Below are 20067 nucleotides of genomic sequence, written 5' to 3' on the forward strand. Positions count from 1 at the left end.
TGCGTATTAGCCTGTAAACCATGTCCCCGGTTAGAAATGTAAACGATGTCCCCGGTTTGTACCGGGGCAAGCCCGCTCACTACAGATGATGTGTTCTACAGCCCGCCATTTAACTGACTGGCATTAGGGCTCGCCCCCTGATAGCGGTGTGTCAATTATGTATAAGTGGCCTGGCACACTGCTATCGGGAACCAGCCCCCTCTCACAACTATTCGCGTCCTCTGCCTGGTCCGGCAAAAGCTGTTGATAAATGCAGGCATCCGCTCAGCTATACTCCCCAGCATTTGAATGGGCCTTCGAGGAATTACTGTGAAGAACTGGACCTTGCGCCAAAGGATTTTGGCTAGCTTTGCGGTCATTATCGCCATCATGCTGTTAATGGTTGTGGTCTCCTATTCACGGTTGCTGAAGATCGAAACCAGTGAAGTCGCGGTGCGTGACGACGCGGTGCCGGGGGTTTACCTCAGTTCGATGATTCGTAGCGCCTGGGTCGACAGTTACCTGCATATCCTGGAACTGATCGGTTCGGGTCAAAACAAGGGGCTAGCCGACACCGACAAGGCTGAATTCAAATCCTTCGAAGCGCGCATCCTGCAACAGATGGCCAACTACCAGGCCACCATCAAGGGTGGTGACGATCAGGCCGAGTTCGATAAATTCGAAGCCCAGCACCAGATTTACAACAAGGCCCTGGCCGGGGTGGTGGATCGCTTGCAGAACAACGATGTCGCCGCTGCGCGCAAATTGTTCGACACCGAAATGACACCGGCCTGGACCGCAGGCCGCATGAAGCTCAATGACATCATTACCGAGAACAAAAGTGTCGCCGACCGCGCCACCACGGCCATCGATGATGCCGTAGCCGCCGCGAAAATCAGTATGTTCGTATCCCTGGCCCTGGCCATCCTCGCGGCCGCCCTCTGCGGTTTGCTACTGATGCGCGCAATCACGGCGCCGATGCAGCGCATTGTGTCGATCCTGGGCACCATGCGTGACGGTGACCTGAGCAAGCGCTTGAACCTGGAGCGCAAGGACGAATTCGGCGCAGTCGAAACCGGCTTCAACGACATGATGACCGAACTGACTGCGCTGGTGTCCCAGGCCCAACGCTCGTCGGTGCAGGTGACCACCTCGGTGACCGAGATCGCCGCGACTTCCAAGCAGCAACAGGCGACCGCCACCGAAACGGCTGCAACCACCACCGAAATCGGGGCTACTTCCCGCGAAATTGCTGCAACGTCCAAGGACTTGGTCCGCACCATGACCGAGGTGTCCACCGCCGCCGACCAGGCTTCGGTCGCCGCCGGTTCCGGTCAGCAAGGGCTGGCGCGCATGGAAGAAACCATGCATTCGGTGATGGGCGCCGCCGACCTGGTCAACGCCAAGCTGGCGATCCTCAATGAGAAGGCCGGCAATATCAACCAGGTGGTGGTGACCATCGTCAAGGTCGCCGACCAGACCAACCTGTTGTCGCTCAACGCGGCCATCGAAGCCGAGAAGGCCGGCGAATACGGCCGCGGCTTTGCGGTGGTTGCCACCGAAGTGCGTCGCTTGGCTGACCAGACCGCCGTGGCCACGTATGACATCGAGCAGATGGTGCGCGAGATCCAGTCGGCAGTGTCAGCTGGCGTGATGGGCATGGACAAGTTTTCTGAAGAAGTGCGCCGTGGCATGTTCGAAGTGCAGCAAGTCGGCGAGCAGCTGTCGCAGATCATCCACCAGGTACAGGCCCTGGCGCCTCGGGTGTTGATGGTCAACGAAGGCATGCAGGCCCAGGCCACCGGCGCCGAGCAGATCAACCACGCGTTGGTGCAACTGGGCGATGCCAGCAGCCAGACCGTGGAGTCCCTGCGCCAGGCCAGTTTTGCCATTGATGAACTGAGCCAGGTTGCGGTCGGTCTGCGCAGCGGCGTATCGCGTTTCAAAGTCTGATGAGCGACTTCGCGGCTAAACGCGGTGCCGTCCCGGCAGCGAAAAAGACGTTGTTCCTGGTGTTTCACATCGGCGGCGAACGTTATGCGCTCAAGGCCACGGAAGTGGCCGAGGTGCTGCCGCGCCTGCCCCTCAAACCCATCGCTCATGCGCCGGCGTGGGTGGCAGGCATATTTGCCCATCGCGGGGTGTTGGTACCGGTGATCGACCTCAGTGCGCTGACCTTCGGCACAGCCGCCCAAGTGCGTACCAGTACTCGTCTGGTGCTGGTCAACTACCAGCCGCAACCCTGGATCGAGGCGCGCAGGCTCGGGCTGATCCTGGAGCAGGCTACCGACACCTTGCGTTGCTACCCTACCGAGTTTCAACCCTATGGCCTCGACAATCGGCAAGCGCCTTACCTGGGGCTGGTGCGTGAAGATGCCCAGGGCTTGATGCAGTGGATCGGCGTGTCCGAGTTATTGACCGATGAAGCCCGCGCTTTGCTATTTTCTGCCGAGCTGAGCCTATGAACAGCGACCCCCGTTTCTTTACCTTCCTGAAAGAACGCATTGGCCTGGACGTCGCATCGGTGGGCGAGGCCATTATCGAGCGCGCCGTGCGCCAGCGCAGCCAGGCCGTGCAGGCGGTGACGCTGGAGCACTATTGGCAGCGATTGCAAAGCTCGCAGGACGAGCAGCAAGCGCTGATCGAGGCGGTGATTGTTCCCGAGACCTGGTTTTTCCGGTACCCGGAGTCCTTTGCCACCTTGGCGCGCCTGGCCAAGGCGCGTCTGGCCGAGATCAACCAACTGCGCGCTTTGCGCATTCTCAGCCTGCCATGTTCGACCGGCGAAGAGCCCTATTCGATTGCCATGGCGTTGCTCGATGCCGGCCTGGCCCCACATCAGTTCAAGGTGCAGGGCATGGACGTCAGCCCGCTGTCGGTAGAGCGGGCGCGGCGCGGGGTGTACGGGAAGAATTCCTTTCGCGGTGGCGACCTTGAGTTTCGCCAGCGCCATTTCACCGAGCAGGCCGACGGTTACCACATTGCCGATCGAGTGCGTGAGCAGGTGCGCCTGCAAGTCGGAAACTTGCTGGACCCAGCGTTGCTGGCGAATGAGCCCAGCTATGACTTCGTGTTCTGCCGCAACCTGCTGATCTACTTCGACCAGCCGACCCAGAAACAAGTCTTCGATGTGCTCAAGGGCTTGACCCATGTCGATGGTGTGCTGTTTATCGGCCCGGCCGAAGGCAGTTTGCTGGGGCGCCATGGCATGCGCTCGATTGGCGTGCCACAGTCCTTTGCCTTCAGCCGACATGTGGAACCGGTGAAGCCTGCGCCGGTTTTCGTGCCGATGCCGGCCCCCGTGCCGGCGCGCAGCGCAGCACCGATCCCGCCCAAACCGCGCCCGTTCAGCACGGTCAGCGCCCAGGTGCTGCCGATCAAGGCACCGCAGACGGACGCGGGTGATTTGCTCAGCCGGATCGCCACCCTGGCCAATGAGGGCAAAAGTGCTGAGGCCCGGGCTGCCTGTGAACAGTATTTGAGCAACCACCCGCCGGTCGCCCAAGTGTTTTACTGGCTGGGCTTGCTCAGCGATGTGGCCGGCAGCGCCTTGGAAGCCCAGGGGTATTACCGCAAAGCCCTATACCTGGAACCGCAGCACCCGCAGGCCCTGATGCATCTGGCCGCGTTGCTCGAGTCCCAGGGCGACAGTGCGGGGGCGCGCCGTTTGCAGGCGCGGGCCGCGCGTAGCGAGCGAGCTGACAGTGAGTCCAAACGATGAGTACCTCCGACGCGCTCGACACTGCGGGTCTTGACCTGACCCTGACCGACACCCAACGCATCGACGATTGCTGGAACCGTATCGGCATCCATGGCGACAAATCCTGCCCGTTGCTGGCCGAACATATTCACTGCCGCAACTGCTCGGTGTATTCCGCCGCCGCCACGCGCTTGCTCGACCGCTATGCGTTGCAGCAGGACGATCGCCACGCGATCGCCGCCGACGCCGTCGACGAGAACGTGGCCACCCGTTCCCTGCTGATGTTCCGCCTCGGCGAAGAATGGCTGGGCATCGCCACCCGCTGCCTGGTGGAAGTGGCACCGCTGCAACCGATCCATTCCCTGCCGCATCAGCGCTCACGGGCATTGCTCGGCGTGGCCAACGTACGCGGCGCGCTGGTGGCGTGCCTGTCGCTGGTCGAGCTGCTTGGCCTGGACGTCACCGATCATGGCGCGACGGGCGGGCGCATCATGCCGCGCATGTTGATCATCGCCGCGCAGGACGGTCCGGTGGTGGTGCCGGTGGACGAAGTCGACGGCATCCATGCCATCGATGAACGCGCCTTGAAGGCCGCGTCCGCCTCCGGCACCCAGGCCAGCGCGCGCTTCACCCAGGGTGTGTTGCAGTGGAAGGGCCGCAGCCTGCGTTGGCTGGACGAGGCGCAATTGCTGTCCGCCGTGACCCGGAGCCTCACATGACCCCCGACCAGATGCGCGATGCCTCGTTGCTGGAACTGTTCAGCCTGGAAGCCGATGCGCAGACCCAGGTATTGAGCGCGGGCCTGCTGGCCCTGGAGCGTAACCCGACCCAGGCCGACCAGCTTGAGGCCTGCATGCGCGCCGCCCATTCGCTCAAGGGCGCGGCCCGCATCGTCGGTGTGGACGCCGGGGTCAGCGTGGCTCACGTCATGGAGGACTGCCTGGTCAGTGCCCAGGAAAGCCGCCTGTACCTGCAACCTGAGCATATCGACGCTCTGCTGCAGGGCACTGATTTGCTGATGCGCATTGCCACCCCCGGCAATGATGTGGGGGCGGCCGATATTGATGCCTATGTGGCATTGATGGAACGGCTGCTCGATCCGTCGCAGCCGACTGCCAACGTCGCGCCACCGCCACCACCGCCCGAGCCTGCCCCGGCGCCGATCATTGAAGCGCCTGCACCCGAGCCCGAGCCGGCGTTGCCGCGCCAGAGCAAACCGATGACCGAGGGTGGCGAGCGCGTGCTGCGCGTGACCGCCGAGCGCTTGAACAGTCTGTTGGACCTGTCCAGCAAGTCCCTGGTGGAAACCCAGCGGCTCAAGCCTTACCTGGCAAGCATGCAGCGCCTCAAGCGGATTCAAAGTAACGGCGCACGCGCACTGGATACGCTGGACGGCCAGCTCAGGGCGCTGGATTTGAACCTCGAAGCCGAGGAAGCGCTGGCCGATACCCGGCGTTTGCTGAGCGAAGCCCAGGCCCTGCTGGCGGAAAAAATCGTCGAGCTGGATGAGTTCGGCTGGCAGGCCGGGCAGCGTGCCCAGGTGCTTTACGACACCGCGCTGGCCTGTCGCATGCGGCCCTTTGCCGATGTACTGGCCGGGCAGGTGCGCATGGTCCGCGACCTCGGGCGCAGCCTGGGCAAGCAGGTGCGCCTGGAAATCGAAGGCGAAAAGACCCAGGTCGATCGCGACGTGTTGGAAAAGCTCGAGGCGCCGCTCACTCATTTGCTGCGCAATGCCGTCGACCACGGCATCGAAATGCCCGAGCAGCGTATCCTGGCGGGCAAGCCGGCCGAGGGCCTGATCCGTCTGCGTGCTTCCCATCAGGCGGGGTTGCTGGTGCTGGAACTGAGCGATGACGGCAATGGCGTCGACCTTGAGCGCCTGCGTGGGACCATCGTCGACCGGCACCTGTCACCGCCGGAAACCGCCTTGCGTTTGAGCGAGGAGGAACTGCTGACGTTCCTGTTCCTGCCCGGTTTCAGCCTGCGCGACAAAGTTACCGAAGTGTCCGGACGCGGCGTGGGCCTGGATGCGGTGCAGCATATGGTCCGGCAATTGCGCGGCGCGGTGGTGCTGGAGCAGGCGGCGGGGCAGGGCAGTCGCTTCCATCTGGAAGTGCCGTTGACCCTGTCGGTGGTGCGCAGCCTCGTGGTGGAAGTCGGCGGTGAAGCCTATGCTTTTCCGCTGGCGCATATCGAGCGCATGTGCGACCTGTCGCCGGACGATATTGTCCAGTTGGAAGGCCGCCAGCATTTCTGGCACGAGGGCCGGCATGTCGGTCTGGTTGCCGCCAGCCAGTTGTTGCAGCGCCCGGCGGCGCAAAGCAATGACGCGACATTGAAGGTCGTGGTCATCCGCGAACGCGATGCGGTGTATGGCATTGCGGTGGAGCGTTTCATCGGCGAGCGCACCCTGGTGGTGTTGCCGCTGGATGATCGCTTGGGCAAGGTCCAGGACATCTCCGCCGGCGCCTTGCTGGATGATGGTTCGGTGGTGTTGATCGTGGATGTCGAAGACATGCTGCGCTCGGTGGACAAGCTGCTCAACACCGGCCGCCTGGAGCGCATCGCGAGGCGCAGCCAGCAGGCCACCGAAGCTGCGCGCAAACGGGTGCTGGTCGTGGATGACTCGCTGACCGTACGTGAGCTGCAACGCAAATTGCTGTTAAACCGCGGATATGAAGTGGCCGTTGCAGTCGACGGCATGGACGGCTGGAACGCCTTGCGCTCCGAAGACTTCGACCTGCTTATCACTGACATTGATATGCCTCGCATGGACGGTATCGAATTGGTCACACTTCTGCGTCGTGACAGTCGCCTGCAATCGTTGCCGGTGATGGTGGTGTCGTACAAGGATCGCGAAGAAGACCGCCGCCGTGGACTGGATGCCGGCGCCGACTATTATTTAGCCAAAGCCAGTTTTCACGATGACGCCTTGCTCGACGCCGTGGTCGAACTGATCGGAGGAGCCCGGGCATGAGGATTGCGATCGTCAATGACATGTCCCTGGCGGTGGAGGCGCTGCGCCGCGCACTCAGTTTCGAGCCTGCCCACGAAGTGGTGTGGGTGGCCAGCAACGGCCTGGAAGCCGTGCAACGTTGCGCCGAACTGACCCCGGACCTGATCCTGATGGACCTGATCATGCCGGTGATGGATGGCGTGGAAGCCACCCGTCAGATCATGGCCGATACTCCGTGCCCGATCCTGATTGTCACCGTGGACCGCCAGGCCAACGTCAGCCGCGTGTTCGAAGCCATGGGCCATGGTGCCCTGGACGTAGTGGACACACCGGCGCTGGGCGTGGGCAACCCCAAGGATGCAGCGGCGCCGCTGCTGCGCAAGATCCTTAACATCGGCTGGCTGATTGGTCAGCGCGGCAGCCGCGTGCGCGCCGACGCGACGCCGCAACGTGCTACCGGCAAGCGTCAGAGCCTGGTAGCGATTGGCTCGTCGGCGGGAGGGCCGGCTGCCCTGGAAACCCTGCTCAAGGGCTTGCCAGGCGACTTTCCCGCCGCCATTGTGCTGGTGCAGCATGTGGATCAGGTGTTCGCCGCCGGCATGGCCGAGTGGTTGAGCAGTGCGTCCGGCCTGCCGGTGCGCCTGGCCCGTGAAGGCGAACCGCCACAAAGCGGCGTAGTCTTGCTGGCCGGCACCAATCACCACATCCGCCTGCTGAAAAACGGCACGCTGGCCTATACCGCCGAGCCGGTGAACGAGATTTATCGACCTTCCATCGACGTGTTTTTCGAGAGCGTCGCCAGCCACTGGAATGGCGATGCCGTCGGCGTATTGCTGACCGGCATGGGGCGCGATGGCGCCCAAGGGCTCAAATTACTGCGTGAACAAGGATATTTGACCATCGCCCAGGACCAACAGAGTTCGGCGGTGTATGGCATGCCCAAAGCGGCGGCGGCGATTGATGCCGCTGTTGAAATTCGCCCACTGGATAGAATTGCGCCCCGATTGCTGGAGGTCTTTGCAAAATGATCAAAACCTCCCGTGCTGCTGGTTTGCAGGTGGTAATTCAGGTGACTGCACATGAATGATTTACAGCTCGACGACTTCAAGACCGATGAAAATGCCGCCATGGTGTTGCTGGTTGACGACCAGGCGATGATCGGCGAAGCCGTGCGACGCGGCCTGGCCCATGAAGAGAACATCGACTTCCACTTCTGCGCCGATCCGCATCAGGCGATTGCCCAGGCGATTCGCATCAAGCCCACGGTGATCCTGCAAGACCTGGTGATGCCGGGGCTGGACGGCCTGACCCTGGTTCGCGAATACCGCAACCACCCGGCCACCGCGAATATCCCGATCATCGTGCTGTCCACCAAGGAAGACCCGCTGATCAAGAGCGCTGCCTTTGCCGCGGGCGCCAACGACTACCTGGTGAAGCTGCCGGACAACATCGAGCTGGTGGCGCGCATTCGCTATCACTCGCGCTCCTACATGACGCTGCTGCAACGGGATGCGGCCTACCGTGCGCTGCGGGTCAGCCAGCAACAGTTGCTGGACACCAACCTGGTGCTGCAACGCCTGATGAACTCCGATGGCCTCACCGGGCTGTCCAACCGTCGCCACTTCGACGAATACCTGGAGCTGGAGTGGCGCCGTGCCATGCGTGACCAGACCCAGCTCTCGCTGTTGATGATCGACGTGGACTTTTTCAAGAGCTACAACGACAACTTCGGCCATGTCGAAGGCGACGAAGCCCTGCGCAAGGTCGCTGCCACCATTCGCGAGGCCAGCAGCCGTCCTTCGGATTTGCCGGCGCGTTATGGCGGTGAAGAATTTGCCCTGGTGCTGCCGAGCACCTCGCCGGGCGGCGCCCGACTGGTCGCGGAAAAGCTGCGCATGGCGGTGGCGGCCCTGAAAATCCCGCACATCGCGCCGACCGAGGGATCGTGCCTGACCATCAGCATCGGCCTGTCGACCCTGACGCCCAAGCAGGGCACGGATTATCGGCAGTTGATCATGGCGGCGGACAAGGGGTTGTATATGGCCAAGCACAACGGGCGCAATCAGGTCGGTATCGAATAACCGGGTGGCAGGGAGCAAACCCCGCCTTTTCGCCAAGCGGGCTGCCGTTTCAGCCCGATTGCCGTTATACTCGCCGGCTTTCAAAAGTTCGCCAACGAGTGCTGCCCGCCATGGAAATCAACCCGATCCTTAACACCATCAAGGACCTGTCCGAGCGCTCCGAAACTATTCGGGGGTATCTTTGACTACGATCAAAAGCATGAGCGTCTGACCGAAGTCAATCGCGAGCTTGAAGATCCGAGTGTCTGGAACAAACCTGAATACGCCCAGGAACTGGGCCGCGAGCGCGCTGCGCTGGCGCAGATCGTCGACACCCTCGACGAATTGAATACCGGTCTGGCCGATTGCCGTGACCTGCTGGACATGGCCGTCGAAGAAAACGACGAAGGCGCAGTGGGCGATGTCGTCGCCGAGTTGGCCCGTCTCGAGGAAAACCTCGCCAAGCTTGAATTCCGTCGCATGTTCAGCCACGAAATGGACCCGAACAACGCCTACCTGGATATCCAGGCCGGTTCCGGCGGCACCGAAGCCCAGGACTGGGCCAACATCCTGTTGCGCATGTACCTGCGCTGGGCCGACAAACGCGGTTTCGACGCCACCATCATGGAATTGTCGGCCGGTGAAGTCGCCGGTATCAAGGGCGCGACCGTGCATATCAAGGGCGAATACGCCTTTGGTTGGCTGCGTACCGAGATCGGCGTGCACCGCCTGGTGCGCAAGAGCCCGTTCGACTCCGGCAACCGTCGCCATACTTCGTTCTCTGCGGTGTTCGTCTCGCCGGAGATCGATGACAAGGTGGAAATCGAGATCAACCCGGCCGACCTGCGGATCGACACCTATCGCTCCTCCGGCGCCGGTGGCCAGCACGTAAACACCACCGACTCGGCCGTGCGTATCACCCACGTGCCGACCAACACGGTGGTCAGCTGCCAGAACGAACGTTCCCAGCACGCGAACAAGGACACCGCCATGAAAATGCTGCGGGCCAAGTTGTACGAGCAGGAAATGCAGAAGCGCAACGCCGCTTCCCAGGCACTGGAAGACACCAAGTCGGATATCGGCTGGGGTCACCAGATCCGCTCCTATGTGCTCGACGCGTCGCGGATCAAGGATCTGCGCACCAACATCGAACGCAGCGATTGTGACAAGGTGCTCGACGGTGATATCGACGAATACCTGGAAGCCAGCCTGAAATCCGGCCTGTAATCCCTTGCCGGCGATCCCCGGCCGCAGGCCGGGGACAACGAACCTGATGGAAGATTTAAAGACATGAGCGACCAACAACTCGACCCGCAAGCCCTGCAACAGGAAGAAAACTCCCTGATCGCCCTGCGCAAGGAAAAGCTTGCTGCCGAGCGCGCCAAGGGCAATGCCTTCCCCAACGACTTCCGCCGCGACAACTACTGCGATGCCTTGCAGAAACAGTACGCGGACAAGACCAAGGAAGAGCTGGCAGAGGCTGCAATCCCGGTCAAGGTTGCCGGTCGCATCATGCTCGACCGTGGCTCGTTCCTGGTGATCCAGGACATGACCGGGCGTATCCAGGTCTACGTCAACCGCAAGACCTTGCCTGAAGAAACCCTGGCCGCGGTGAAAACCTGGGACATGGGCGACATCATCGCCGCCGAAGGCACCCTGGCCCGTTCCGGCAAGGGTGACCTGTACGTCGAAATGACCAGCGTGCGCCTGCTGACCAAATCCCTGCGCCCGCTGCCGGACAAGCACCATGGCCTGACCGACACCGAACAGCGCTACCGCCAGCGCTACGTTGACCTGATCGTCAACGAAGACGTGCGCCAGACCTTCCGCGTGCGTTCGCAAGTCATCGCGCACATCCGCAGCTTCCTGATGAAGCGCGACTTCCTCGAAGTCGAAACGCCGATGTTGCAGACCATTCCTGGCGGCGCTGCAGCCAAGCCGTTCGAAACCCACCACAATGCGCTGGACATGGAAATGTTCCTGCGTATTGCCCCCGAGCTGTACCTCAAGCGCCTGGTGGTGGGCGGCTTCGAGAAAGTTTTCGAGATCAACCGCAACTTCCGTAACGAAGGCGTTTCGACTCGTCACAACCCAGAATTCACCATGTTGGAGTTCTACCAGGCTTACGCCGACTACGAAGACAACATGGACCTGACCGAAGAGCTGTTCCGCGAGCTGGCGCAGTTGGTCCTGGGCAGCACCGACGTACCGTACGGCGACAAGGTGTTCCACTTCGGCGAGCCGTTCGTGCGCCTGTCGGTGTTCGATTCGATCCTCAAGTACAACCCTGAGTTGACCGCTGACGACCTGAACGACATCGACAAGGCCCGTGCCATTGCCAAGAAAGCCGGCGCCAAGGTGCTGGGTTTCGAAGGCCTGGGCAAACTGCAGGTGATGATTTTCGAAGAGCTGGTGGAGCACAAGCTCGAACAGCCGCACTTCATTACCCAGTACCCGTTCGAAGTGTCGCCGCTGGCCCGTCGCAATGACGACAACCCGAACGTCACCGACCGTTTCGAGCTGTTCATCGGCGGCCGCGAAATCGCCAACGCTTACTCCGAGCTTAACGACGCGCAAGACCAGGCCGAGCGCTTCATGGCCCAGGTGGCCGACAAGGACGCCGGCGACGACGAAGCCATGCACTACGACGCCGACTTCGTCCGCGCCCTGGAGTACGGCATGCCGCCGACGGCGGGCGAAGGTATCGGCATCGACCGCCTGGTGATGTTGTTGACCAACTCACCGTCGATCCGCGATGTGATCTTGTTCCCGCACATGCGGCCACAAGCGTGACCGTAGCGTAATCCGAAGCCGCCTTATATAAGGCGGCTTTTTTATGCGGCGTCTATAAGCGTCAAGCGAACAGCGCCAGATTTTGATCAATGCAAGGATGTGTGTGGTGAACCGCGTAATGGCTCAAGAAGGCGCCGCCGGCATTGCGGCTGCCGTGGCTGAAAGTGTCCAGTACCAGGGCCGCAAGGCCAGTCGCCGGGGCAGCGAGCAACGTCGGCAAGACATTCTCGATGCGGCGATGCGCATCGTGGTGCGTGACGGCGTGCGCGCCGTGCGCCATCGCGCCGTGGCGGCGGAGGCGGGTGTGCCGTTGTCGGCCACCACCTATTACTTCAAGGATATCGATGATCTGCTCACCGACACGTTTGCCCAATACGTCGAACGCAGCGCGGCCTACATGGGCAAGCTGTGGGTGCGCAATGAGGGCCTGCTGCGCGAAATGGTCGCTTATGGTGACGGCAGCCCCGAATCCCGTTCGCAATTGGCCGATGATATTGCGCGGCTGACCGCCGATTACGTCTTGCGCCAGTTGACCAACCGTCGCGAGTACCTGATGGCCGAGCAGGCGTTTCGTCAGGAAGCGCTGCTCAACCCGCGCCTGGCCGAGCTGGTGCGTTCCCACCAGCAGATTCTGTTGCAGGGCACCGGGCAGTTTTTCCAGGTACTGGGCTCTCGCGAGCCGCAACAGGATGCCAAAGTGTTGACGGCGATTATCGGTCGGATGGAGTATCAGGGCCTGCTTGACGGTCTGGAGCCGCTGACCGGTGAAGAGATGCTCGCGATTCTCAAGCGATACATGCATTTGGTGTTGGCCTCGGTCTGACACTACGCTCCAGGTAACACTCACCTTGCACCTGCAGCGCGCGAGCCGATAACGTTTATAGAGGAAGCACCAGGTGGACGATTACCAGCAGACGATACGCACCTTGTCTGATCGCATTGTGCTGGCGCAAACACCGATTCGCGTCCTTGACGCCGTGAAGTGGGACGAAAATATTCGCCAGGGGTTCCTCAAGGCCAAGGGCAAGGCCATGCCTGCCGTGGATCGTGATTACTACCTCAACCGACCGTTGTCGTTCGATTCCAGCGCCGTGAAGCTGGAGTTCCAGAACATCGAGCGGGACATTACCCGCCGTCTCGGCCAGTTCAGCCCGGTCGGGCAGATCATGCGCCGCATGTGCCGCGAGTACCGCATGGTCGTGCGCATGCTCGAAGCCCGCGGCACCGAGGATTTCGGCCTGATTTCCCAGGAGCTGTACGGCGCCGCCTCCGATGCGTTCCATGCCGGCGACCCGACCCTGGCGGACCTCGGCCTGATGCTCTCCGACTACCTGAACAATATCGACGGCCGTGGCGACCTCAAGGACGAAGCCAAGACCCTGACGGCCAAGGATGCCGTCGCCTTGCTGCAAACCCGCTTGAATAAAGTGTTTGGCGAGGCCGAGGAAACCATCCGTGTGTTCGAGTCCGATGGGATTGTCGCTGACGCTGCGGCGGGGGCCGACTACATCAAGATCCGCGCCGACGCGATGTTCAACGAGCGCGATGTGCGCGCCCTGGAGGTGCATGAAGGTCTGGTCCACGTCGGCACCACCCTGAACGGCCTGAACCAGCCGATCTGCACGTTCCTGTCCAAGGGCCCACCGTCGTCCACCGTGACCCAGGAAGGCTTGGCGATTCTGATGGAAATCATCACCTTCGCCTCTTACCCAAGCCGCTTGCGTAAATTGACCAACCGCACCCGCGCCATCCATATGGTGGAAGAGGGCGCTGACTTCCTGCAGGTGTTCGAGTTCTTCCGCGAGCAGGGCTTTGAGATGGCTGAAAGCTACGGCAATGCCAGCCGGGTGTTCCGAGGTTCGGTGCCGACCGGCTTACCGTTTACCAAGGATCTGTCCTACCTCAAGGGCTTTATCATGGTCTACAACTACATCCAGCTCGCAGTGCGCAAAGGCAAGCTGGAACAAGTGCCGCTGTTGTTCTGCGGCAAGACCACCCTGGAAGACATGCGCACCTTGCGCCAACTGGTCGACGAAGGCCTGGTGGTACCGCCCAAATACCTGCCCGAGCAGTTTCGCGACATGAACGCGTTGGCGGCCTGGATGTGCTTTTCCAACTTCCTCAACCACTTGAGCCTGGACCGGATCGAGGCCGATTACTCCAATATTCTTTAGGTTATTGGCCTGTGGAGGCTTTAACGGATGAGAGTCCTCGGTATTCTGTGCCTGTTACTGACATTGAGCGGCTGCAGTTCACTGCTGTTCTATCCCGAACCCGGCCTGCCGTTCACGCCGGAAAAAGCGCACCTGCACTACCGTGACGTCACCCTCACGACCGCTGACGGGGTAAAACTTCACGCCTGGTGGTTGCCGGCCAAGCCCGGCGTGCCGCTCAAGGGCACGGTGCTTCATCTGCACGGCAATGGCGGCAACCTGGCCTGGCACCTCGGTGGCAGTTGGTGGTTGCCGGAGCAGGGCTATCAGGTGTTGATGCTCGACTACCGTGGCTACGGGTTATCGGAGGGTAAACCGTCATTGCCGGCGATTTACCAGGATATCGATGCGGCCTGGCAATGGCTCGATCAAGCGCCTGAAACCCGGGGCCAACCCCTGGTTGTCCTGGGGCAAAGCCTGGGCGGTGCGCTGGCTGTGCATTACCTGGCCGCGCACCCGGAGCGTCAACCCCAACTGAAGGCCTTGGTGCTGGATGGCGTGCCCGCCAGTTATCGTGACGTAGGGCAATTCGCCTTGAGCACTTCCTGGTTAACATGGCCATTCCAGGTGCCGCTGTCCTGGCTGGTGCCCGACGCCGACAGTGCGATCAACGCCATGCCGGCGCTGACCGGTGTACCCAAGCTGCTGTTCCATAGCCTGGATGACCCGATTGTGCCGCTGGCCAACGGTATCCGCTTGTATCAGGCCGCGCCGCCGCCGCGTGTATTGCAATTGACCCGTGGCGATCATGTGCAGACCTTTGCCGACACGACCTGGCAGACCGTGATGCTGCGTTATCTGGACGATCCGCAGCACTTCAACGGCCTGCGCCGCCTGGGCGAGATCCCGAATTATCCGACTCCTAAAGTTGATTCATCAGAGAGCCCGCAATGAGTGAAGAACGCAACATGATTCCACTGATCCTCACCGGTATCGGCACCATCATCGGTACCGTCGGTTGCCTGTGGTTTTATGGCTACCTGCATTTCGCCAAGCCGGAGGACGCATTGCTTCTGAGCGATTTCACGATGCTCAAGACCGTGCCGGGAGAGGATTACAAAATCTCCCTGACCCCGGCCGCGCAAGTGGCGCAGTGCGTTGACGGTGTGCTGGTGATGTTCGACACCGATCAGAAGGGCCTCAGCGGCGTGCTGGTCAACAACAAGAAACAGGCTGTGCGCTGCCTCGGCCAGGAAACACCGCAACTTCAGCAGTAAATCGCTCCAATTAACCGTTTCTGAAATATCTGGAACCGTATTCCGTAAGACGCCACTCAATGCCCAGTCAGCGGTGCTGACGGGTAACTTACGAATAGTCAGCCAGGGGGGAAGTCACGGTGAATATCGGTGCGATCAGTAGGATGTTGGACATGGCCCGGGCGCAGCAGATTCTGGATGAGTGCAGCGAGTGCGAGGCTGAGTCGCCCCAAGCGAAGCGAGATGAACTGAAGCGCAAGCTGGAGTTTGATCCTTTCGGCGCCGACGAAAATAAACCCCAGATCCAGTACTGAACGAAAAAACCCACCGTCTCCGGTGGGTTTTTTTATCCAGCTTCAATCAATCAGTTAGCCAGGCTGGAGCGCGGCTTGACTGGCTGGTTGTCGTTGGAGATGGTCACTTCAACGCGACGGTTCATGGCACGGCCCGATGCGCTGCCGTTGTCGGCAACCGGGTATTCCTTGCCGTAACCCTGGGTCACGATGCGCGAGATATCCACGCCTTGTTGCGCCAGTGCACGTTGTACCGAAGCGGCACGACGCTCGGACAGGCTCTGGTTGTACGAATCGGAACCGGTGCTGTCGGTGTAGCCTTCGACGATCACTTTACGGTCCGGGTTATCGCGCAGGAACTGCGCCAGCTTGGTGATGTTGACCAGGCCGCTGGATTTCAGGTCGGACTTGTTGGTGGCGAACAGCACGTCACCGAAAGTCACCAGGGTGCCACGATCGGTCTGCTTGGCGTTCAAGCTGTCTTGCAGTTGCTTGATCTGCGCATCACGGGCTTGCAGCAGGGCGCGGGCACGTTCGTCACCGGCGTTTTTCAGCTTGGCTTCGGATTCACGCAGCACGATGGTGTCTTTGGCCACTTCAACGCGCTGGTTGGTCAGGTAGGCCAACTGGTCGACTTTCTTCTCGTCTTCCTTGTCACGGTAGGCTTTTTCAGCCTTGTCCAACCAATCGCTGGCGTCCTTGGTTTCCAGAGCCGCCAACTTGGTGGCTTGCGGGTTGGTCTGCAAAGCCGCGAAATTGGTCTTGGCGTTTTCCAGGTTCTGGTTCGGTGGGGTGGAGCAGGCCGCCAGAGCAACGCTCATTGCCAACAGGGCAGGGATCATCAGTTGTTTACGCATAATCGTGTCGTCCTTTCAGTTCGATTTCGGGTGCAATGCAATCAGGGGCAGCGGGCTTATTTCTGCTGGATAACAGCCGGGCGCATACCTTCCTGACGCAGCTCCTGAACAGCTTTCTGGGAATCCTTCACGGCCTGTTGAGCCTTGGCTGCCTGGGCCTTGCGCTCTGCAACGCGAGCGTCCCATTCGGCTTGTTCAGCCAACTGACGGGCTTTGTCGTAGTTCTTGTCGTGCATGGCGATTTCGGCTTCTTTGAGCTTGTCCTGGGCCGATTTCATTTCCACAGCCGCGAACTCGGTACCGCCAGCGCTGACTGCGCTGTTAACAGCCGATTGAGTCACCGCATATTGCTCAGTCGGAGGGTTGCCTGCGCAACCCGCCAGTACGAAGCTGGTGCCGATCGCCAGCGCGGCCAATTTGAGCCCGCGCAGGTGGTTAAACGAGGATTTGGCAGTGCTGGTTTTCATCGTCTTCAACTCCATTGGATAACTCCTGAAAAACATCAAAATCCACTTCGTTGGTCAGCGGTTGGGGCCCGGCGGTAAAGCTCGAAATGCCCTTTCAAACGGCCGTTCCAAGTTGATGGCTTACTGGCTGTGACCTGAGGCTTTTTTCAAAAGTTCAGAGAAGATGGCGATTTGCCTAAAAAAATATTTGACTGACTGGTCAGCGTTTTGAACATGGAACTTTCGTCGCGCGCAGCGGTACTCCGAGCCTGTGAAAGGCCCGGAATACAAGGGGTTTACCGGTTTTTAGAGTGGTTCGTCAGTGCTTCTGTTTATCGGCACTTGCCGAAAAATCATGCAGATAGCGTCGCGACAGGCTGAGAAAGCGTGGGGTAGGGCCGACGTCCTCATACAACGGATCGCCCTCTTCATCGGTGGCAATCACCTGTTGACCCTTGATGTACGGAAAGCTGGCTTCGAGCTCTTCAAGGGCGGCGCCGATCAGTTCGCCGAGCAGTTCTTCGGTGTGGCGCTTGGGGTACATCTCGGCAATGGCGGCCAGCCTCGCGGCGGCCTCCACATCCAGATGGATCGCGTATTCGGTTTTGGTCATGCGACCCTTGGCGGTTTCTTCCCAATGCTGGGCCAGTTCTCGAATTTTCATGGCTACCTCAATATGCCCGCGGGTTGCGGGCGCTGATGAGTGACCAGTCGCTGATGTGGATAACACGGCGACTCATAGTTGAGACTAGCTGCAATTGATAAGGTTTAAAGCCTTGTCAGAAACCGACGTCGGCGGCACTCTTGAACCCCTGCGCGTCCCGGATTTCTGGCTGGAGATTGGCTGATGAGTGATATCGATGCACGCTTGCGCGAGGATGTTCACCTGCTGGGTGAGCTGTTGGGCAACACCATTCGAGAGCAGTACGGTGATGATTTTCTCGACAAGATCGAGCAGATCCGCAAAGGCGCCAAGGCTGACCGGCGAGGGGCTGGCGATGAATTGAGCGCCAGCCTGAACCAGTTGCAGGAAAATGAACTGCTGCCTGTAGCGCGAGCCTTCAACCAGTTCCTTAACCTGGCCAACATCGCCGAGCAGTACCAGCTGATTCATCGACGCGATGAGTCGCAGCCGGCACCCTTCGAGTCCCGGGTGCTCCCGCAATTGCTGGCCCGCCTGCAGCGCGAAGGTCACAGCAACGAGTCCCTGGCCCGCCAATTGGCGCGGCTGGAGATCGAACTGGTGCTCACGGCCCACCCCACCGAAGTCGCCCGTCGTACCCTGATCCAGAAGTACGATGCGATTGCCGCGCAACTGGCCCTGCAGGATCACCGTGATCTCACCACGGCCGAGCGCGAGCAGATCCGCGAGCGCCTGCAACGGCTGATCGCTGAAGCCTGGCACACCGAAGAAATCCGCCGCGTACGACCCACCCCGGTGGATGAGGCCAAATGGGGCTTTGCGGTGATCGAGCATTCGTTGTGGCACGCCATTCCCAATTATCTGCGCAAGGCCGACAAGGCGTTATTCGCCGCTACCGGATTGCATCTGCCCCTGGAGGCGGCGCCGATTCGTTTTGCCTCGTGGATGGGCGGGGATCGCGACGGTAACCCCAACGTCACCGCACCGGTCACCCGTGAAGTGCTGCTGCTGGCACGCTGGATGGCGGCCGACCTGTATTTGCGTGATGTCGACCACCTGGCCTCGGAGTTGTCGATGCAGCAAGCCAGCCCGGCATTGCAAGCCAGGGTCGGTGACAGCGTTGAACCCTATCGCGCCTTGCTCAAGCAACTGCGTGAACGGCTGCGCGCCACGCGCCAATGGGCGCACACCGCGTTGACGGCCGCCACGCCGGCCACCGCCGAAGTGCTGCAAAACAACCGCGAGCTGCTGGAGCCGTTGGAGCTGTGCTACCAGTCGCTGCATGAGTGCGGCATGGGCGTGATCGCCGATGGGCCGCTGCTCGATTGCCTGCGCCGTGCGGTGACATTCGGCTTGTTCCTGGTGCGTCTCGATGTGCGTCAGGATTCCAGTCGACATTCGGCGGCCATGACCGAAATCACCGATTACCTTGGCCTCGGCCGCTATGAGGACTGGGACGAAGAGGCCCGTATCGCCTTCCTGATGAAGGAGTTGGCCAATCGCCGGCCCTTGTTGCCGGGCTACTTCAAACCTTCGGCGGAGACCGCTGAGGTGTTGAATACCTGCAAGGAAATCGCTGCCGCCCCGGCGGCGTCGCTGGGCTCCTATGTCATCTCCATGGCGGGCGCCGCGTCGGATGTGCTGGCGGTGCAGTTGCTGCTCAAGGAGTCGGGCGTTCAACGCCCGATGCGTGTGGTGCCGCTGTTTGAGACCCTGGCCGACCTGGATAACGCCGGGCCGGTGATGGCAACGCTGTTGCAGTTGCCGGGCTACAGGGCGCGCCTGCAAGGGCCGCAGGAAGTGATGATCGGCTACTCGGACTCGGCCAAGGACGCGGGCACCACAGCCGCTGCCTGGGCGCAGTACCGGGCGCAGGAACGCCTGGTGGATATCTGCCGCGAGCAACAGGTGGAACTGCTGTTGTTCCATGGTCGCGGCGGCACCGTCGGCCGTGGCGGCGGCCCGGCTCACGAGGCGATTCTGTCGCAGCCGCCGGGTTCGGTGGCGGGGCGCTTTCGCACCACTGAACAAGGCGAAATGATCCGCTTCAAGTTCGGCCTGCCCGACATTGCCGAGCAAAACCTCAACCTTTACCTGGCGGCCGTACTGGAAGCCACCCTGCTGCCTCCGCCGCCACCCGAGCCTGACTGGCGTGATTTGATGGACGAACTGGCCGCCGACGGTGTCAGCGCCTACCGCGCCGTAGTGCGGGAAAATCCGCAGTTCGTCGAGTACTTCCGCCAATCCACGCCGGAGCAGGAGCTGGGGCGTCTGCCACTGGGCAGTCGCCCGGCCAAACGGCGTGCGGGGGGCATTGAAAGCCTGCGCGCCATTCCGTGGATCTTCGGCTGGACCCAGACCCGCCTGATGTTGCCGGCCTGGCTGGGCTGGGAGGCCGCCTTGAGCAAGGCGCTGGAACGCGGCGAAGGTGAGTTGCTGGGGCAGATGCGCGAACAGTGGCCGTTCTTCCGCACGCGAATCGACATGCTGGAAATGGTGCTGGCCAAGGCCGACGCCGACATTGCCCGCCTGTATGACGAGCGTTTGGTGCAGCCTGACCTGTTGCCGCTGGGTGCGCACTTACGCGACCTATTGTCGCAGGCATGCAGCGTGGTACTTGGCCTGACCGGTCAGTCGCAACTGCTGGCCCATAGCCCGGACACCCTGGAGTTCATCCGTCTGCGTAACACCTACCTCGACCCTCTGCACCTGCTGCAGGCCGAGTTGCTGGCACGCTCCCGTCAACAGGAAGCCGAGCAAGACAGCCCTCTGGAACAGGCGCTGCTGGTGTCCGTGGCCGGTATTGCCGCCGGCTTGCGCAACACCGGCTGAAGTTTTCCAAGTGTTCTCAACGGCTTGCAGATAAACCACGACGGCCGCCCGGAAAGGGGCGGTCGGCGTTTGTGCCGGCGGGTTGCACTCAGGCAT

18 protein-coding genes are annotated in these 20067 nt (G+C 61.2%); 15 read left to right on the forward strand and 3 right to left on the reverse strand.

Translation table 11 applies throughout. The features are described from left to right. Window positions 1-309: 309 nt before the first annotated feature. The 14 genes from C9383_RS00530 to C9383_RS28085 all read left to right on the forward strand — a co-directional run bounded on the left by C9383_RS00530 (window position 310) and on the right by C9383_RS28085 (window position 15214). On the forward strand, window positions 310-1932 hold the full coding sequence (locus C9383_RS00530) for a methyl-accepting chemotaxis protein (protein ID WP_090366435.1): 1623 nt from the start codon (window positions 310-312) through the stop codon (window positions 1930-1932). Further along, window positions 1932-2444: a chemotaxis protein CheW gene (locus tag C9383_RS00535; RefSeq protein ID WP_090366433.1), complete on the forward strand. Its 513-nt coding sequence runs from the start codon at window positions 1932-1934 to the stop codon at window positions 2442-2444. The genes C9383_RS00530 and C9383_RS00535 overlap by 1 nt, the downstream gene beginning before the upstream one ends. Continuing rightward, window positions 2441-3700, forward strand: a complete 1260-nt coding sequence (locus tag C9383_RS00540) for a CheR family methyltransferase (RefSeq protein WP_090366431.1) — start codon at window positions 2441-2443, stop codon at window positions 3698-3700. Before C9383_RS00535 ends, C9383_RS00540 begins: the two co-directional genes overlap by 4 nt. Beyond that, window positions 3697-4398, forward strand: a complete 702-nt coding sequence (locus C9383_RS00545; RefSeq protein WP_090366430.1) for a chemotaxis protein CheW — start codon at window positions 3697-3699, stop codon at window positions 4396-4398. The genes C9383_RS00540 and C9383_RS00545 overlap by 4 nt, the downstream gene beginning before the upstream one ends. Further along, on the forward strand, window positions 4395-6659 hold the full coding sequence (locus C9383_RS00550) for a hybrid sensor histidine kinase/response regulator (protein WP_090366428.1): 2265 nt from the start codon (window positions 4395-4397) through the stop codon (window positions 6657-6659). Before C9383_RS00545 ends, C9383_RS00550 begins: the two co-directional genes overlap by 4 nt. Continuing rightward, entirely contained in the window at window positions 6656-7666 is a 1011-nt protein-coding gene (cheB, locus tag C9383_RS00555) for a chemotaxis response regulator protein-glutamate methylesterase (RefSeq protein WP_060754002.1), read from the forward strand. Before C9383_RS00550 ends, cheB begins: the two co-directional genes overlap by 4 nt. Window positions 7667-7717: 51 nt before the next feature. Continuing rightward, window positions 7718-8719: a response regulator gene (locus C9383_RS00560; protein ID WP_060754003.1), complete on the forward strand. Its 1002-nt coding sequence runs from the start codon at window positions 7718-7720 to the stop codon at window positions 8717-8719. A 110-nt stretch (window positions 8720-8829) separates the two neighbouring features. Further along, window positions 8830-9925 (forward strand): peptide chain release factor 2 gene (gene prfB / locus C9383_RS00565; protein WP_098465888.1). Its coding sequence is split into 2 segments (ribosomal slippage): window positions 8830-8901 and window positions 8903-9925, totalling 1095 coding nucleotides; the frame shifts between segments, so codons are not numbered across the junction. Between the two features lie 63 nt (window positions 9926-9988). Continuing rightward, a complete protein-coding gene (gene lysS, locus C9383_RS00570) occupies window positions 9989-11491 on the forward strand; it encodes a lysine--tRNA ligase (protein WP_060754004.1) in 1503 nt (500 codons plus the stop codon). A gap of 106 nt (window positions 11492-11597) precedes the next feature. After that, on the forward strand, window positions 11598-12314 hold the full coding sequence (locus C9383_RS00575; protein WP_174554022.1) for a TetR/AcrR family transcriptional regulator: 717 nt from the start codon (window positions 11598-11600) through the stop codon (window positions 12312-12314). A 73-nt stretch (window positions 12315-12387) separates the two neighbouring features. Continuing rightward, window positions 12388-13665, forward strand: coding sequence for a flavohemoglobin expression-modulating QEGLA motif protein (locus C9383_RS00580; RefSeq protein WP_060754006.1), 1278 nt, complete (start codon window positions 12388-12390; stop codon window positions 13663-13665). A 27-nt stretch (window positions 13666-13692) separates the two neighbouring features. Then, window positions 13693-14598: an alpha/beta hydrolase gene (locus C9383_RS00585; protein WP_090366426.1), complete on the forward strand. Its 906-nt coding sequence runs from the start codon at window positions 13693-13695 to the stop codon at window positions 14596-14598. After that, on the forward strand, window positions 14595-14921 hold the full coding sequence (locus C9383_RS00590; protein ID WP_060754008.1) for a PA3694 family proteiin: 327 nt from the start codon (window positions 14595-14597) through the stop codon (window positions 14919-14921). Before C9383_RS00585 ends, C9383_RS00590 begins: the two co-directional genes overlap by 4 nt. Before the next feature lie 152 nt (window positions 14922-15073). Next, window positions 15074-15214, forward strand: a complete 141-nt coding sequence (locus C9383_RS28085) for a hypothetical protein (RefSeq protein WP_158510685.1) — start codon at window positions 15074-15076, stop codon at window positions 15212-15214. A 50-nt stretch (window positions 15215-15264) separates the two neighbouring features. Here C9383_RS28085 and lptF read toward each other — a convergent pair whose 3' ends face one another. From lptF to C9383_RS00605, 3 genes are all read right to left on the reverse strand, one after another. Then, window positions 15265-16050, reverse strand: coding sequence for a lipotoxin F family OmpA-related lipoprotein LptF (gene lptF / locus C9383_RS00595; protein WP_060754009.1), 786 nt, complete (start codon window positions 16048-16050; stop codon window positions 15265-15267). Between the two features lie 56 nt (window positions 16051-16106). Next, on the reverse strand, window positions 16107-16532 hold the full coding sequence (locus tag C9383_RS00600) for a DUF4398 domain-containing protein (RefSeq protein WP_090366425.1): 426 nt from the start codon (window positions 16530-16532) through the stop codon (window positions 16107-16109). A 283-nt stretch (window positions 16533-16815) separates the two neighbouring features. Then, entirely contained in the window at window positions 16816-17160 is a 345-nt protein-coding gene (locus C9383_RS00605; RefSeq protein ID WP_060754011.1) for a hypothetical protein, read from the reverse strand. Between the two features lie 183 nt (window positions 17161-17343). Between C9383_RS00605 and ppc the strand changes: the two genes are divergently transcribed. After that, window positions 17344-19971, forward strand: coding sequence for a phosphoenolpyruvate carboxylase (gene ppc, locus C9383_RS00610; protein WP_090366423.1), 2628 nt, complete (start codon window positions 17344-17346; stop codon window positions 19969-19971). The last annotated feature ends 96 nt before the right edge of the window (window positions 19972-20067 follow it).

This window comes from Pseudomonas palleroniana (genome assembly GCF_003031675.1).
In the GTDB taxonomy this organism is placed as follows: Bacteria; Pseudomonadota; Gammaproteobacteria; order Pseudomonadales; family Pseudomonadaceae; genus Aquipseudomonas; species Aquipseudomonas palleroniana.